Here is a 15,382-nt window from a genome sequence, read left to right as displayed (position 1 = left end):
AAGCGCCGCAGGCTCTGGCGATCCGCGAGCCCTTGCTTCAGGAGCCCGCCTAGAAAATTCCCATCGCCAGCCCGGATGCCATCGCTTCGCCGAGCTCTTCGGCGGCATCCAGATGCCCGGCGGTGATCTCCTTGCGTGCAATCAACGCCTCGGCGATCTGTTTCCAGCCGTAGCCGTTGGCGATGCGTCCGATCTCGCGCACCGCGCCGGTGCCGTCGTTGCCGGCGCTGACGAAGACGGCGTAGGGCAGGCCGACGAGCTTGCCTTCGCAGGGGTAGTAGGTACGGTCGAAGAAATCCTTCAGCGCGCCGGACATGGTACCGAAGTTCTCGGGCGTGCCGAGCAGCAGGCCGTCGCAGGCCAGCAGATCGCCGGTGCCGGCGTCGAAGGCGCGCATCAGCCGGGTGTCGACGCCATCGACGCGCCCGGCGCCGCGCAACACCGCTTCGGCCAGCATGCCGGTGTTGCCCGACTGGGTGTGATGCACGATCAGCAGGCGCTTGGCTGGTGCCATCCGCGTCCTCTCAACAGGGCTTCCCGCTGGGCGGGGTCGACGCCATAGAACAGGGCGAGTTGAGCATACACCTGCGGAAAGCGCCGCTGCAGCACATGGGGCGCTTCGAAGAACACTTCGGAAACGACGGCGAAGAACTCGCCCGGATGCTCCGCACCATAGGGGTCGATGTCGGTTTCCATGCCGCTGTCCACTTCGCCGCAGAATTCCTCGTATGCCTGGCTGAAGGCGGCTGCCCAGGCCCGGCGGGACATGTCGGAGCGCAGCCGCGGCAGGCCGTCGACGCCGCCGTTCTCCATGTCGAGCTTGTGGGCGAACTCGTGGATCACGACATTGACGCCTGCCGGCTGCCCTTCGCCGCCGAACCAGGACAGCAGCACAGGTCCGCCTTCCCAGGCTTCGCCCAGCACCTCGTCCTCGTATTCGTGCAGCACGCCGGCCTCGTCGTACTCGCGCCGGGGAATGAGGAAATCGCCCGGATAGACGATCACGCCGACCCAGTCGTGGTAGGCCTGCAGGCCGATGTTCAGTACCGGCAGGCAGGCCTGCAGCGCGATGCAGAGCAGGATGTCGTCGTCCAGCTCGAGCCCGTTGGCGCCGTGGAACTGCTTGCCGGCGAGAAACTCCAGCGCCATCCGGCGCAGGCGAGGCCGGTCGTCCGGGTCGAGGTAATCGAGGAAGGGCAGCCAGGCCTCGACTCGCTCCCACTGGCTGTCGGGAACCGAAGTCGGCGGGGTGGCCAGACCGAGCCAGCGGCGGATGCGTTCGAACATGGGATCAGCTCGAGGGTTTGCGCGTGGTCAGGAAAATGCCGGCGAATACCAGCGCGATGCCGACGAAGTGGTACCACTGCGGCCGCTCGCCGAGGAAGATCGCCGCCAGGATGGTTGCGAACACCGGCATCAGGTGGATGAACAGCGAACCGCGCGCCGGCCCCACTGCGGCGACGCCGGCGTTGTAGAACACGTAGCCGAGAAAGCCGGGGAAGATGCCGGTGTAGAGGATGCCGCCGAGCGATGCCGGGTTGAGGTTGATGTGCCGGCCTTCGGACAGCTCCCAGGCGTAGGCCGGCGCCAGCGCGAGCAGGCCGACCACGGTGAAGGCGGCCAGCATCAGCATCGGATCGACGCCGGCAGGGCGCTTCTGCAGGCCGACGGTGTACAACCCCCACACCGTCACCGAAGCCAGCATCCACAGGTCGCCGGTGTTGAGGCTGAGCCCGAGCAGGGTTTCCAGGCTGCCGCGGCTGACGATCGCGGCCACGCCGAGCAGCGACACCGCCACGCCGACCGCCTCGGCACGGCTCAGGCGCCTGCCGAAGAACAGGAAACCGAAGGCGATGGTGACGATCGGGATGAAGGAGTTCAGCAGCGTGGCGCTGGTCGCGGTGGTGTGCTGCAGGGCGAGATAGGCAAACGTGTTGTAGCCGCCGACACTCAGCAGGCCGAGCACGACGACGATCGGCCAGGCCGCGCGCAGCTTGTCCCATTGCCCGCGCAGGTGCGGCAGCGCGAACGGCGCGACCAGGGCGAGGGCGATCACCCAGCGCCAGAAGGCGAGCGCGAGCGGCGGCACGTCGGCGCGGATGCCACGGCCCATCACCATGTTGCCCGACCAGAACAGGGCGGTGAGCGTGAGCAGGAGGTAGGGATTGGCGTTGAGACGCTGCATCGGTGCTTCGGCCTAGAGTCGTTTCGGGGGGCGGCACTCGATCGTGGCGCGCGCCGCAGGCCGGGGATGATCGCACAGCACGGATGCCGCTGCGAAGCGCATGCCCGCCGCCGGCCCGATCCGCCTGCACCGGCATGCCGCATTTCCATACATTTCCCGCGGCCTGACGACAGGTTCGAAAAGCCCGCCGGTATGGGATAATCAGCCGCCATGGTTTCCGTCACTCACGCCATCTCCCAGGGCGACACCGCCCCCCCGGTCGACATGCTCGCTGCCGGCCTGACGGCCGAAGAACGCGACAGGATCGAATCCGCGCTCGAATGGATCTCCGAGCTGTACGAAGGCAAGGTGCTCGGCACCGGCGAGCCGGCCTGGACCCATGCGATCGGCACCGCGCTGATCGCGGCGTCGCTGAGGCTGGACGCGGACACGCGCATCGCCGCGCTGCTGTTCGCGGTGTGGGACGAAGTGGACGATCCGGCCGAAGAGATCGAGTCGCGCTTCGATGCCGACATCTGCCATCTGGTGCGCGGCCTGCACAAGCTGAACGGCCTGCGCGTGCTGACGCGCATGACGACCACCGCCACCGCGCCCGAGATCCGCGCCCAGACCGAAGTGCTGCGCAAGATGCTGCTGGCGATGGTCGAGGACATCCGCGTGGTGCTGGTGCGGCTGGCGTCGCGCACGCAGACGCTGCGCTTCTACACCGACCTGCCGGGCGACGCGCGGGTGGATGTGGCGCGCGAGAGCCTGGACATCTATGCGCCGCTGGCCAACCGGCTGGGCATCTGGCAGCTCAAGTGGGAGCTGGAGGACCTTTCCTTCCGCTTCATCGAGCCGGAAACCTACAAGCGCATCGCCAAGATGCTCGACGAGCGCCGGGTGGAGCGCGAGCAGTTCATCCAGGACGCGATCGAGCGCCTCAGGGCCGAACTGGCGGCGGTCGGCATCAAGGCCGAGATCACCGGCCGGGCCAAGCACATCTACAGCATCTACAACAAGATGCGCAAGAAACGGCTCGACTTCTCGCAGGTGTTCGACATCCGCGCACTGCGCGTGCTGGTCGACGAGGTCAAGGACTGCTACACGGTGCTCGGCTTCGTGCATCAGATCTGGCAGCCGATCGCCAAGGAGTTCGACGACTACATCACCAAGCCCAAGGGCAACAACTACCAGTCGCTGCATACCGCGGTGCTGGCGGGCGACGGCCGTGCGCTGGAGGTGCAGATCCGCACCTACGACATGCACAGGCACGCCGAACTCGGCGTGGCGGCGCACTGGCGCTACAAGGAAGGCTCGCAGTCCGGCTCCGACTACGATGAAAAGATCGCGCTGCTGCGCAACCTGCTGTCCTGGCGCGACGAAGTCACCGACTCCGCGCAGTGGATGGAGCAGTTCAAGCGCGTTTCGCTGGACGACACGCTGTACGTGCTGACGCCGCAGGGCAAGGTGGTCGATTTGCCGCGCGGCGCGACGCCGATCGATTTCGCCTACCGCCTGCACACCGACCTCGGCCACCGCTGCCGCGGGGCCAAGATCGACGGCCATTTGATGCCGCTGAACACGCCGCTGGAAAACGGCCAGACGGTCGAGATCGTCACGGTCAAGGAGGGTGGCCCTTCGCGCGACTGGCTCGATGCACGCCAGCATTACGTCAACACTTCGCGCGCGCGCAACAAGATCAAGCAGCACTTCGCCCAGCTCGACGAGGAAGACCTGCTCGCGCGCGGCCGCAGCTTCGTCGCGCGCGAGATGCAGCGCGACGGCCACAGCCAGGCCAATCTCGACGGCCTCGCCGAACGCATGGGCTTCAAGAACGCCGAGGCGCTCTTCCTCGCCGCCGGCCGTGGCGAAGTGGGGCCGCGTTCGGTGCAGGTGGCGCTGCGCGAAGGCAGCGCGCCAGCGCCGGAAGCGCCGGCCGAGCCGGATTTCGTCGTCAGCCGCAGCCGCTCGGGCGACAACTCGGACAAGATCCTGATCGTCGGCGTCGGCAAGCTGATGACTTCGCTGTCGCGCTGCTGCAAGCCGGCGCCGCCGGATGCGATCGAAGGTTTCGTCACGCGCGGACGCGGCATCTCGATTCACCGGGTCGATTGCCATGATTTCCAGCTGCTGGCGCAGAAGCATCCCGAGCGCGTGATCTCGGCGGAATGGGGCGGCTTGGCGACCGACAGCAAGACGGCGCTGTACCAGGTCGACATCACCGTGCAGGCAATGGACCGCCAGGGCCTGCTGCGCGACATCTCCGAAGTGCTGTCGCGCGAGAAGCTGAACGTGATCGCGGTGAATACGCTGACCAAGAAGGGCACGGCCTACATGCGCTTCACGATGGAGGTCAACGGCATCAAGCAGGTCCAGCGTGCGATCACGCTGATCCGCGAGGTGTCCGGCGTGATCGACGCGCAGCGCAAGTGATGCGCCGCTACCGGAAGCATTGAAGCCGGGCCGGTGGGGCGAACGGGGGCGATGCAGCCCCCGATACCCTTCGTGCCGCCTGCTCAACTGCTGGCGGCAAGCTCCTTCAGCAGGATCATCTGTGCGGCGCGACGCGTGCCGCGCGGATTCCGGCGGCGGTAGCGGCCATCCGAATGCATTTCCCAGGCCTGGCAATTGTCGCCGAGGTAGGGGCGCAGGCCTTCCTTCATCACGCGCCGCTTCAGCTTCGGATCGAGCACCGGGAAGGCGATCTCGATGCGGCGGAAGAAGTTGCGCTCCATCCAGTCGGCGCTGGACAGGAACATCAGGTCGTCGCCGTCGGCATGGAAATGGAAGATGCGGTGGTGCTCCAGGAAGCGGCCGACGACCGAGCGCACCCGGATGTTGTCCGACAGGCCGGACACGCCCGGTTTGAGCGCGCAGGGGCCGCGCACGATCAGATCGATCTCGACGCCGGCCTGCGAGGCTTCGTACAGCGCCTCGATGGTTTCCGGTTCGAGCAGCGCGTTCATCTTGGCGATGATGCGGCCGCGGCGGCCTTCGCGGGCGATCTCGGCCTCACGCTTGATCGCCTCGACGACCTTGGGCTGCAGCGTGAACGGCGCCTGCCACAGATGGCGCAGTTCGCTGGCGGTGCCCAGACCGGTCAACTGCTTGAACACGGTGGCGACGTCCTCGCCGATTTCCTCGTTGGCGGTCAGCAGGCCGAAGTCGGTGTAGAAGCGCGTGGTGCGCGGATGGTAGTTGCCGGTGCCCAGGTGCACGTAGCGGCGCAGGCCGTCTTCCTCGCGCCGTACCACCATCAGCAGCTTGGCGTGGGTCTTGTAGCCGAACACGCCGTACACCACATGCGCGCCGACTTCTTCCAGGCGGTTGGCCCAGCTGATGTTCGCCTCCTCGTCGAAGCGCGCCATCAGTTCCAGCACCACGGTCACTTCCTTGCCTTTCTGCGCTGCGCGCACCAAGTGCTCCATCAGCACCGAGTCGGTGCCGGTGCGGTACACCGTCATCTTGATCGCGAGCACCAGCGGGTCGTCCGCCGCCGCGCGCAGCAGGTCGATGACCGGCGCAAAGCTCTGGAAGGGGTGGTGCAGCAGCACGTCGTGATTGCGCAGCACGGCGAAGATCTGCCGCCGCTTGTCCAGCGGTTTCGGGATGCCCGGCACGAAGGGCGGGTACTTGAGGTCGGGGCGCTCCACCCAGTCGGGCACCTGCATCAGGCGCACCAGGTTGACGATGCCCGGCGTGCGGTAGAGGTCGTCCGGCTCCAGATGGAAATGCTGCAGCAGGAACGCGGCCATCTCCTTCGAGCAGCTGTCGGCGACTTCCAGCCGCACGGCGTCGCCGTAGTGGCGCTGCTGCAGTTCGCCCTTCAGCGACACCCGCAGGTCCTTGACCTCTTCCTCGTCGACGAACAGGTCCGAATTGCGCGTGACGCGGAACTGGTAGCAGCCGAGCACGTTCATGCCCGAGAACAGTTCGCCGACATGCGAGTGCAGCACCGAGGACAGGAACACGAAAGTGTATTCCTGGGCGCAGATCTCGCGCGGCAGCCGGATGACGCGGGGCAGCGCACGCGGCGCCTGGACGATGGCGGCACCGGAATCGCGGCCGAAGGCGTCGCGCCCTTCCAGCTCGACGGCGAAGTTCAGGCTCTTGTTCAGCACGCGCGGGAAAGGGTGCGCGGGATCGAGCCCGATCGGCGTCAGCACCGGCATCACTTCGTCCATGAAGTAGTCGCGAATCCACTTCAACTGGGTTTCGGTCCATTCGCTGCGGCGCAGGAAGACCACGCCTTCCTTTTCCAGCGCGGGAAGGATGTCGTCGTTGAGCAGTTCGTACTGGTCCGAGATGATGTCGTGCACCTCGTCGCTGACCCGTTCGAGCAGGTCGCGCGGCGAGATGCCGTCGTGGCCGGTCTTGCGGCTGCCGAGGTGGATCTGCTCCTTGATGCCGGAGACGCGGATCTCGAAGAACTCGTCGAGGTTGCTCGACACGATGCACATGAAGCGCAGGCGTTCGAGCAGCGGCACCGTCGGGTCGGCGGCCTGTGCGAGCACGCGGCGCTGGAACCGCAGCAGGGACAGCTCGCGGTTGATGAAATGGTCGGTGGGGTAGCTGCGATCGTTCTTCGGGGCGTACATGGCGGTCCGGGTTCGCGGATGAAGGTTCGTCTCGATTATGTGACATATTCGTTGCAGGATCATGACAGCGGCGAGCTTCGATGATTCAGCGCAAGGAACGGCGGCGAATGTGTTCGGCAGAATATTTCTGCTGCAACGCAGCGTAGAGCCGATGCTAAAATCTGCCGATCGGCCTCGTGCCATTCATCCGGAACTCTGATGATGCGCAACCTCATTGCAGCAATCGATCTCGGCTCCAACAGTTTTCGCCTGCAGGTCGGTCGCATCGTCAATGATCAGATCTATCCGCTGGACGGGCTGAAGGAATCGGTGCGTCTCGCCGCCGGCCTGTCTGCCGACAAGATTCTCGACCTCGATGCCCAGCAGCGCGGGGTGGCGGCACTGCAGCGCTTTCGCGAGCGCCTGCACGACTTCGACGCCGGCGCCGTGCGTGCGGTGGCCACCAACACGCTGCGCGTGGCGAAGAACTCTGCCGAGTTCCTGTTTCGCGCCGAAGCGGCGCTCGGCTTTCCGATCGAAGTCATCGCCGGCCGCGAGGAAGCCCGCCTGATCTACGTCGGCGTGGCGCACACACTGCCCGATCCGCACAAGCAGCAACTGGTGGTCGACATCGGCGGCGGCTCGACTGAATTCGTCATCGGCAAGAGCTTCGAGCCCTTGCTGCTCGAATCTCGCTACATGGGCTGTGTGGGCTACAGCCTGCGCTATTTCCCGGATGGCCGCATCGACAAGCGTAGCCTGAAGGAAGCCGAACTGGCCGCACGGCGCGAGCTGCAGACCATCGTCGCCGCCTATCGCGAAGCCGGCTGGGAAGAGGCGGTCGGCTCCAGCGGCTCGGCCAAGGCCCTGGCCGAAATACTGGAGCAGAACGGCTTCTCGCCTTCGGGGATCACCCGTGAAGGGCTGGAGCGCTTCCGGGCCGAACTGCTGCGGGCGGGGCGCATCGATGCACTCGACCTCGCCGGGCTGAAGGGTGACCGCCTGCCGGTGATCCTGGGCGGCTTCGCCATCATGAGCGCCGTGTTCAAGGAATTCGACATCGAGCGGATGGTGTTCTCCGAAGGCGCGTTGCGCCTGGGCGTGCTCTACGACCTGCTCGGCCGCTACCACCATCACGATCTGCGCGATGCCACGGTCAGCGCCTTCGTGCGCCGCTACAACGTCGATCTGCGCCAGGCCCAGCAGGTCGCGGATACCGCCTGCCACCTGCTGAACCAGGTCGAGCCGGCGATGGCCGATGCGGAAAACCTCGACCGGCGCTTTCTGAGCTGGGCGGCATTGCTGCACGAGATCGGCATTTCCGTCGCCCATTCGAGCTATCACAAGCACAGCGCCTACATCGTCGCCAACGCCGACATGCCGGGTTTCTCGCGCATGGATCAGGGGCGCCTGTCGCGCCTGGTGCTGTCGCATCGCGGCAAGCTCGAGCGGGTGGCGTCGATCGATCCGAACAGCGTCGACTGGCTGCTGATCGCCTGTCTGCGGCTGGCCGTGGTCATCCATCGCGCCCGCGATGCGCGCGGCACGCCGCCGATCGTGCTTCGGCGCGAAGGGCGCGGCTTCAGCGTCAACACGCCGCCGGGCTGGCTGCAGAAGCTGCCGCTGACGGCCGCTGCGCTGGACGAGGAACAGCGGCAATGGAGCGCGCTCGGCAGAGGGCTCTATATCCGTTCGCCCAGCACACGCAATGTAGAGGTCTGAACGGGGCAGGCCGTCGGCGCCGAGGGAACTGGCTGCCGGCTCCGCGAAGCAGTACCATGTACGGCAGTTGACGTTACCGTCAACCTGATCCAGGCAGCAGCGGCCGGCGAGGTGCACTTGGCCGGTGCGGATCGCACGCCCCGAATCGATCATACAAGGAGAGTTCATGAGCGCCGTTCCCGTTTCCAGTTCCGAGCCGATGCTGCTGCGCCATGACGATGGAGGCATCACCACGCTGACGCTGAATCGCCCGAATCAGTTCAACTCGCTGTCCTTCGAGATGCTCGAGACGCTGATCGAGGCAGTGGACGAAATCGCCCGCGACGACAGCGTGCGCGTGGTCGTGCTGGCGGGCGAAGGCAAGGCCTTTTGCGCCGGGCACGACCTGAAGGAAATGCGCGGCAACTACAGCAAGGACTTCCAGCAGCGGCTGTTCCGCCTGTGCGGCAAGTTCATGATGAAGCTGACCGAGCTGCCGCAGCCGGTCATCGCACGCGTCCATGGCATCGCCACCGCGGCGGGTTGCCAGATGGTGTCGATGTGCGACCTGGCCGTGGCCGCCGACCTTGCGCGCTTCGCGGTGTCCGGCATCAACGTCGGCCTGTTCTGCGCCACGCCGGGGGTTGGCCTGTCGCGCAACATGGGCCGCAAGGAGGCGTTCGAGATGCTGGTCACCGGCGATTTCATCGATGCCCACGAGGCCCAGCGCCGCGGGTTGGTGAACCGCGTGGTGCCGCTCGAACAGCTCGACGATGAAGTTGCCCGGCTGGCGGCTTCGATCGTTGCCAAGTCGCCGGTCGCGATCCGCATGGGCAAGCAGATGTTCTACAAGCAGCTCGAAATGGGCCTGGAAGCCGCTTACCAGATGGCGGCCGAAACCATGGCCTGCAACGCCATGTGCGAAGACGCGGCCGAAGGCATGGACGCCTTTGCCGCCAAGCGCAAGCCGGTGTGGAAAGGACGCTGAACCTCTCCGGGCGGCGGCCGGGCAGGGCCGCCGCAATGGCAGCATGCTGATCGACACCCACATCCACCTCGATGCCGCCGAGTTCGATGCCGATCGCGGGCAGGCCATCGATTCGGCCCGGGCCAGCGGGGTCGCCGGCTTCGTCGTGCCGGCGGTCGAACGGGCCAACTTCGATGCCGTGCGGGGCATCGCCGCGGAGAATGCCGATGCCTGTTTTGCGCTCGGCATCCACCCGATGTACGTGATGCCGGCGCGGATGGACGACCTCGAGGTGCTCGACGAATGCCTCGGCGAAGGAGGGGCGGTGGCGGTGGGCGAAATCGGCCTGGACCATTTCGTCCCCGGCATCGATCATGCACGGCAGCTCGAGTTCTTCGTCGCGCAACTCGCGCTCGCCCGGCGTCATGGGCTTCCGGTGATCCTCCACGTGCGCCGCGCGATCGACCCCATTCTGAAGCAGTTGCGCCGCATCGGCGGGGCGGGCGGAATCGCCCATGCCTTCAACGGCAGCAGGCAGCAGGCGGACGCCTTGATCGGCCTGGGCTTCAAGCTGGGCTTCGGCGGCACGATGAGCTTCAGCGGTTCGACGCGCATCCGCGAACTTGCCGCCACACTGCCGCTGGATGCGATCGTGCTCGAGACCGATGCCCCCGACATTCCGCCGGAATGGGCGAGGGGACAGCGCAACGAGCCGGCAAATCTGTCGCGTTATGCGTCGATTCTCGCCGAGCTGCGCAAGGTCCCGGTCGAGGAGATCATCGCGGCGACCGGGCGCAACGCGATTGAAGTCCTGCGCTGGCAGCCCGGCAAGGCGGGCGCTCAGGTCGTCGGCGTCTGAAGTCCGGCAGCCGGCTCGGCTGAAGCCGCCAGCGTGGCCATGGACCCGGATCGTGCGATCAGATCGGCGATGTCGCGCTTGAGGCGCAGCACGTCGCTGTCGAATTTCTCGTAGATCATCAGCGACACGCCGAACACGTAGGCGTAGAGCAGCATGCAGCGGCTCGAGGCTTCTTCCATCGGCACGCCGCAAGCCAGGAAGAGATCGCGCGCGCAGCGCAGGCGGACGTCATCCACTTCGGCGACGATCGCCGCAGCTTCGGCATCGCGGCGGGCCCAGTCGCGCACCGCGAGTTCGATCATCATGCCGCGGCGGTTGCGGCTTGCGCTGTATACATCGATGACGTGGTAGACCTGGGCAAGCTCCTTGCCCGGCTGCACCCGGGTCTGCTTGATGATGTCGCAGATCCGGCCTTCCTTCCAGTGCTGCAATATCGCCAGCAGCAGGTCGCGACGGTCGTCGAAGTGCCAGTAGAAACTGCCTTTGGTGACCTTGAGCCGCTTGGCGAGCACTTCGACCCGCAGGCCGGCGATTCCTTCTTCGGCCATGACTTCGATGGCGGCGTTGATCCAGCTCTGGCGGTCGAGTTGGGGGCGTGGCTTCTTTGCTGTTTTTTCCATACGGAATAGTATTGACGATTCTTTGTCCATACGCTACCGTATGTACCGATAGCATGGGACGTGGCGCTGGCTTTCACTCCGGCACGCGTGTCATGTCCGCGGAGCAGTGACATAATCATCCACCCCGGTCGCAATCGCCGGAAGATATTCTGACCAATGAAAGGAGCGCGGCAGAGTGAAGATTCTCGTACCCGTGAAACGCGTTGTCGACTACAACGTGAAGGTTCGCGTCAAGGCTGACGGCAGCGGCGTGGATATAGCGAACGTCAAGATGAGCATGAACCCGTTCGACGAGATTGCGGTGGAAGAGGCGGTGCGCCTGAAGGAAGCGGGCGTGGCCACGGAGGTGGTGGCGGTGAGTTGCGGCGTGGGCGCATGCCAGGAGACGCTGCGTGCGGCGCTGGCGATCGGCGCCGACCGTGCGATCCTGGTCGAGACCGATGCCGAACTGCAGCCGCTGGCGGTGGCCAAGCTGCTGAAGGCGGTGGCCGAGCGTGAGCAGCCGACGCTGGTGATCGGCGGCAAGCAGGCGATCGACGACGACGCCAACCAGACCGGCCAGATGCTGGCGGCGCTGGCGGGCTGGCCGCAGGCGACGTTTGCCTCGAAGCTGGTGATCGCCGACGGCAAGGCGCAGGTCACGCGCGAGATCGACGGCGGGCTGGAGACGCTGTCGATTTCGCTGCCGGCGGTGGTGACGACGGACCTGCGCCTCAACGAGCCGCGCTATGCGACGCTGCCCAACATCATGAAGGCGAAGAAGAAGCCGCTCGACACGCTGAAGCCCGAAGAGCTGGGCGTGGATGTGGCGCCGCGGCTGCAGACGCTGAAAGTGGCCGAGCCACCCAAGCGCAGCGCGGGTGAGCGGGTGGCGGACGTCGCCCAGCTGGTCGACAAACTCAAGAACGTTGCGAAGGTGATCTGAACATGGCCATTCTCGTCATTGCCGAACACGACAACCAATCGCTCAAGGCCGCCACGCTCAACACCGTGACCGCGGCGACCAAGCTGGGCGGCGACATCCATGTGCTGGTGGCCGGTGCCGGCTGCGGCGCGGCGGCCGAGGCGGCGGCGAAGATCGCCGGCGTGGCCAAGGTGCTGGTATGCGATGCACCGCACTACGAAGCGCAGACGGCCGAGAACGTGGCCGAACTGGTCAAGGGCCTCGCGCCGAACTACAGCCACGTGCTGGCGCCGGCGACGCCGAACGGCAAGAACATGCTGCCGCGGGTGGCGGCGCTGCTGGACGTGGCGCAGATCAGCGACATCGTCGCGGTGGAATCGGCCGACACCTTCGTGCGCCCGATCTACGCCGGCAACGCGTTGGCGACGGTCAAGAGTGCCGATGCGATCAAGGTCGTCACGGTGCGCACCACCGCCTTCGATGCGGCCGCAGAAGGCGGTGCCGCCCCGCTCGAAGCGCTGGCGGCGGGGGCCGACCTGGGCGTGGCGGCGCTGGTCAGCCGCGAGCTGACCAAGAGCGAGCGCCCCGAGCTGGGTGCGGCCAAGGTCATCGTCTCGGGTGGCCGGGGCGTGGGCAGCGGGGAGAACTACCACACGCTGCTCGAGCCGCTGGCGGACAAGCTGGGGGCGGCGCTGGGCGCGAGCCGTGCGGCGGTCGATGCGGGCTATGTGCCGAACGACTACCAGGTGGGCCAGACGGGCAAGATCGTCGCGCCGCAGCTGTACATCGCGGTGGGCATCTCGGGGGCGATCCAGCACCTGGCGGGGATGAAGGACTCGAAGGTGATCGTGGCGATCAACAAGGACCCGGAGGCGCCGATCTTCCAGGTGGCCGACTACGGCCTGGTGGGCGATCTGTTCGAGGTCGTGCCGGAACTGACCGCCGCCGTCTGAGCGCGGCCAGCAACGGACAGCGTCGGCATGAACCTCGCAAGCTCGCTGTTCCCGGCGACCTGGCACTGGGTCATGCTGGCGCTGTCCGTGCTCATCCTGTCGAAGCTGTTGCTGCGTGCGCCGTGGCGGCGCCTGCAGAGCGGCTCGCAGCTCAATCTGCTGCTGGGCTTCATCGTCGGGCTGATGCTGTTGTGGAGCATGCGCGCGGGCGTGAAGCCCGGCCTGAGCCTGCACATGCTCGGCGCGATGGCAGCGACCCTGATTCTCGGCCCCTGGCTGGGCTTGCTCGCGCTGGCAGGAGCGTTGACGGGAATCACCTTGAACGGGGCGGTGGAGTGGAGCGCATGGCCGATCAACTTCATCCTGATGGCGGCCGTTCCAGTGGCCGTGGCGCACCTGCTCCAGCGCGCCATAGAGCGCTGGCTTCCGGCTCATTTTTTCGTCTTCATCTTCGTCACTGGCTTCGCCGGGGCTGCACTGACCGTCATGCTCCAGGGCCTGACCGCATCGGCGGCGCTGGCAGCGGCAGGCGCCTATCCTGCCGATTACCTGCTGACGGAATACCTGCCCTATTTCCTGCTCCTCGGCTTTGCCGAGGCCTGGATCAGCGGCGCGATCGTGACTTTGCTGGTGGTTTACCGGCCGGACTGGGTAGCCGGCTTCGATGACAATCGCTACCTGATCAACAAGTGATTCCAACAAACTGAGGAGATATCGAATCCATGAGCAATTACAACGCCCCGATTCGCGACATGCAGTTCGTGATGCGTGAGCTGGCCGGTCTCGACGAAGTCGCGCAGTTGCCTGGTAACGAAGAAGTCTCGGTCGACCTGGTCGATGCCATCCTCGAAGAAGCCGACAAGTTCGCCAGCGGCGTGCTTGCGCCGCTGAACCGGATCGGCGACCAGGAAGGGGCCAAGTGGAAGGACACCGAAGTACATACCGTGCCGGGCTGGAAACACGCCTACGACCAGTTCCGTACATCCGGCTGGACGGCGATCGCCTGCGATCCCCAGTATGGCGGCCAGGGCCTGCCCAAGCTGCTGTCCACTGCCGTGATGGAAATGTGGAAGTCGGCCAACATGGCCTTTTCGCTGTGTCCGATGCTGACCACCGGCGCCATCGAGGCGCTGATGCTGCGCGGCACCGACGAGCAGAAGGACATGTACCTGCCGAAGATGGTCTCCGGCGAATGGACCGGCACCATGAACCTGACCGAACCCCAGGCGGGCTCGGATCTGGCTGCGGTACGTACGAAGGCTGAGCCGCAGGGTGATGGCACCTACAAGATCTTCGGCCAGAAGATCTTCATCACCTACGGCGAGCATGACATGACCGACAACATCATCCATCTGGTGCTCGCCCGCCTGCCGGACGCGCCCGAAGGAGTGAAGGGCATTTCGCTGTTTGTCGTGCCCAAGTTCCTGGTCAATGCCGACGGCAGCCTCGGTGCGCGCAACGACGTGCATTGCGTGTCGATCGAACACAAGCTCGGCATCCATGCCAGCCCGACCGCGGTGCTCGCCTTCGGCGACAAGGGCGGGGCGATCGGCACCCTGGTGGGCGAACCGAACCGCGGCCTGGAATACATGTTCATCATGATGAATGAGGCCCGCTTCGCGGTCGGTATGGAGGGCCTGGCCTTGTCCGAGCGCGCCTACCAGCATGCCCTGCAATATGCCAAGGACCGCATCCAGGGGACCGAGGCGGGTGTCCGCGGCGGCCCCAAGGTCAGCATCATTCACCATGCGGACGTCCGCCGCCTGCTGATGAACATGAAGAGCAAGACCGAGGCGATGCGTGCGCTGGCCTATGTGGTCGCCGCTGCCACCGACAAGGCCCACCACCATCCGGATGAAGCGGTCCGGGCGCTGAATCAGGCTTTCGTCGATCTGATGATCCCCGTCGTCAAGGGCTGGAGCACCGAGAATTCGATCGACGTCGCCTCGGACGGCGTGCAGGTTCACGGCGGCATGGGCTTCATCGAGGAAACCGGCGCCGCCCAGCACCTTCGCGATGCCCGCATCACGACGATCTACGAAGGTACGACCGCGATCCAGGCCAACGACCTGATCGGCCGCAAGATCGCGCGCGAGAACGGCGCCACCATCGCCGCGCTGATCAAGGTGATGCGCGGAGTCGAAGCCGAACTGTCCGCCGCCGGCGATGATGCCCTCGCCGCCATTGCCAGGCCGCTCGGTACCGGCATCGCCGCGGTGGAGGAGGCGGTCGCCTACATCCTGGCCACTTACGGCAAGGACGTGAAGGCTGCGTCGGTGGGCTCGGTTCCCTTCCTGAAGCTGCTGGGCATCGTCGCCGGCGGCTGGCAGATGGGCCGTGCGGCGCTGGTGGCCAAGCGCAGGCTCGAAGCAGGCGAGGGCGAGTCCGGCTTCTACCGGACCAAGATCGTCACCGCGCGCTTTTACGCCGATCACGTGCTGGCACAGGCGCCAGGCCTGGCCTACACCATCGTCAATGGTGCGGCGGCTGCACTCGAGCTGGCGGAAGAGCAGTTCTGAGCGGCGGGCAGGCCTTTCCCGCGAGGAGAGGCCGCCTTTTCACCGCAGCAGCCAAACGAAAAGAGAGGCTGGATCACGACGATCCAGCCTCTCTTTTCGTTTTCGCAGGCAGGCC

13 protein-coding genes are annotated in these 15,382 nt (G+C 65.9%); 8 read left to right on the top strand and 5 right to left on the bottom strand.

From position 1 onward, the window contains the following. Positions 1-49: 49 nt before the first annotated feature. Genes NX068_RS02210 through NX068_RS02200 form a run of 3 tightly spaced genes read right to left on the bottom strand, consistent with a single transcriptional unit; the run spans position 50 to position 2,185 of the window. Positions 50-514, bottom strand: coding sequence for a flavodoxin family protein (locus NX068_RS02210; protein WP_263459656.1), 465 nt, complete (start codon positions 512-514; stop codon positions 50-52). Then, positions 490-1,287 (bottom strand): M90 family metallopeptidase, encoded by a 798-nt coding sequence (locus NX068_RS02205; RefSeq protein WP_263459655.1) that lies wholly within the window; start codon positions 1,285-1,287, stop codon positions 490-492. Before NX068_RS02205 ends, NX068_RS02210 begins: the two co-directional genes overlap by 25 nt. Before the next feature lie 4 nt (positions 1,288-1,291). Then, on the bottom strand, positions 1,292-2,185 hold the full coding sequence (locus NX068_RS02200; RefSeq protein ID WP_263459654.1) for a DMT family transporter: 894 nt from the start codon (positions 2,183-2,185) through the stop codon (positions 1,292-1,294). Positions 2,186-2,395: 210 nt separating this feature from the next. Here NX068_RS02200 and NX068_RS02195 point away from each other — a divergent pair, with 210 nt between their 5' ends. Continuing rightward, a complete protein-coding gene (locus tag NX068_RS02195; RefSeq protein WP_263459653.1) occupies positions 2,396-4,600 on the top strand; it encodes a RelA/SpoT family protein in 2,205 nt (734 codons plus the stop codon). An 83-nt stretch (positions 4,601-4,683) separates the two neighbouring features. Here NX068_RS02195 and ppk1 read toward each other — a convergent pair whose 3' ends face one another. Beyond that, on the bottom strand, positions 4,684-6,765 hold the full coding sequence (gene ppk1 / locus NX068_RS02190; RefSeq protein ID WP_263459652.1) for a polyphosphate kinase 1: 2,082 nt from the start codon (positions 6,763-6,765) through the stop codon (positions 4,684-4,686). Between the two features lie 198 nt (positions 6,766-6,963). Between ppk1 and ppx the strand changes: the two genes are divergently transcribed. The 3 genes from ppx to NX068_RS02175 all read left to right on the top strand — a co-directional run bounded on the left by ppx (position 6,964) and on the right by NX068_RS02175 (position 10,271). Further along, on the top strand, positions 6,964-8,466 hold the full coding sequence (gene ppx / locus NX068_RS02185) for an exopolyphosphatase (RefSeq protein ID WP_263459651.1): 1,503 nt from the start codon (positions 6,964-6,966) through the stop codon (positions 8,464-8,466). A 166-nt stretch (positions 8,467-8,632) separates the two neighbouring features. Next, positions 8,633-9,433 (top strand): enoyl-CoA hydratase, encoded by an 801-nt coding sequence (locus NX068_RS02180; RefSeq protein ID WP_263459650.1) that lies wholly within the window; start codon positions 8,633-8,635, stop codon positions 9,431-9,433. A gap of 43 nt (positions 9,434-9,476) precedes the next feature. Then, complete coding sequence (locus tag NX068_RS02175; protein ID WP_263459649.1) at positions 9,477-10,271, top strand: TatD family hydrolase; 795 nt, start codon at positions 9,477-9,479, stop codon at positions 10,269-10,271. Here the strand turns inward: NX068_RS02175 and NX068_RS02170 are convergent. Continuing rightward, complete coding sequence (locus NX068_RS02170; RefSeq protein WP_263459648.1) at positions 10,253-10,891, bottom strand: TetR/AcrR family transcriptional regulator; 639 nt, start codon at positions 10,889-10,891, stop codon at positions 10,253-10,255. The two genes, NX068_RS02175 and NX068_RS02170, sit on opposite strands and share 19 nt — an antisense overlap. Before the next feature lie 175 nt (positions 10,892-11,066). Here NX068_RS02170 and NX068_RS02165 point away from each other — a divergent pair, with 175 nt between their 5' ends. The 4 genes from NX068_RS02165 to NX068_RS02150 are packed head-to-tail and all read left to right on the top strand — an operon-like array spanning position 11,067 to position 15,267. Further along, entirely contained in the window at positions 11,067-11,816 is a 750-nt protein-coding gene (locus NX068_RS02165; RefSeq protein WP_263459647.1) for an electron transfer flavoprotein subunit beta/FixA family protein, read from the top strand. A 2-nt stretch (positions 11,817-11,818) separates the two neighbouring features. Next, positions 11,819-12,748, top strand: a complete 930-nt coding sequence (locus NX068_RS02160) for an electron transfer flavoprotein subunit alpha/FixB family protein (RefSeq protein ID WP_263459646.1) — start codon at positions 11,819-11,821, stop codon at positions 12,746-12,748. Positions 12,749-12,775: 27 nt separating this feature from the next. Beyond that, positions 12,776-13,441 (top strand): energy-coupling factor ABC transporter permease, encoded by a 666-nt coding sequence (locus NX068_RS02155; protein ID WP_263459645.1) that lies wholly within the window; start codon positions 12,776-12,778, stop codon positions 13,439-13,441. A gap of 29 nt (positions 13,442-13,470) precedes the next feature. Next, on the top strand, positions 13,471-15,267 hold the full coding sequence (locus NX068_RS02150; protein ID WP_263459644.1) for an acyl-CoA dehydrogenase: 1,797 nt from the start codon (positions 13,471-13,473) through the stop codon (positions 15,265-15,267). The last annotated feature ends 115 nt before the right edge of the window (positions 15,268-15,382 follow it).

The sequence above is a fragment of the Thauera carbonicopians genome (genome assembly GCF_025699485.1).
Lineage (GTDB): Bacteria > Pseudomonadota > Gammaproteobacteria > Burkholderiales > Rhodocyclaceae > Thauera.
This window is presented reverse-complemented; position numbering and strand designations above follow the sequence as displayed.

Excerpts from the sequence above, each read along its gene's own strand:
- NX068_RS02210 (WP_263459656.1), bottom strand. The coding sequence starts at position 514 with ATGGCACCAGCCAAGCGCCTGCTGATCGTGCATCACACCCAGTCGGGC.
- NX068_RS02205 (WP_263459655.1), bottom strand. The coding sequence starts at position 1,287 with ATGTTCGAACGCATCCGCCGCTGGCTCGGTCTGGCCACCCCGCCGACT.
- NX068_RS02200 (WP_263459654.1), bottom strand. The coding sequence starts at position 2,185 with ATGCAGCGTCTCAACGCCAATCCCTACCTCCTGCTCACGCTCACCGCC.
- NX068_RS02195 (WP_263459653.1), top strand. The coding sequence starts at position 2,396 with ATGGTTTCCGTCACTCACGCCATCTCCCAGGGCGACACCGCCCCCCCG.
- ppk1 (WP_263459652.1), bottom strand. The coding sequence starts at position 6,765 with ATGTACGCCCCGAAGAACGATCGCAGCTACCCCACCGACCATTTCATC.
- ppx (WP_263459651.1), top strand. The coding sequence starts at position 6,964 with ATGATGCGCAACCTCATTGCAGCAATCGATCTCGGCTCCAACAGTTTT.
- NX068_RS02180 (WP_263459650.1), top strand. The coding sequence starts at position 8,633 with ATGAGCGCCGTTCCCGTTTCCAGTTCCGAGCCGATGCTGCTGCGCCAT.
- NX068_RS02175 (WP_263459649.1), top strand. The coding sequence starts at position 9,477 with ATGCTGATCGACACCCACATCCACCTCGATGCCGCCGAGTTCGATGCC.
- NX068_RS02170 (WP_263459648.1), bottom strand. The coding sequence starts at position 10,891 with ATGGAAAAAACAGCAAAGAAGCCACGCCCCCAACTCGACCGCCAGAGC.
- NX068_RS02160 (WP_263459646.1), top strand. The coding sequence starts at position 11,819 with ATGGCCATTCTCGTCATTGCCGAACACGACAACCAATCGCTCAAGGCC.
- NX068_RS02155 (WP_263459645.1), top strand. The coding sequence starts at position 12,776 with ATGAACCTCGCAAGCTCGCTGTTCCCGGCGACCTGGCACTGGGTCATG.
- NX068_RS02150 (WP_263459644.1), top strand. The coding sequence starts at position 13,471 with ATGAGCAATTACAACGCCCCGATTCGCGACATGCAGTTCGTGATGCGT.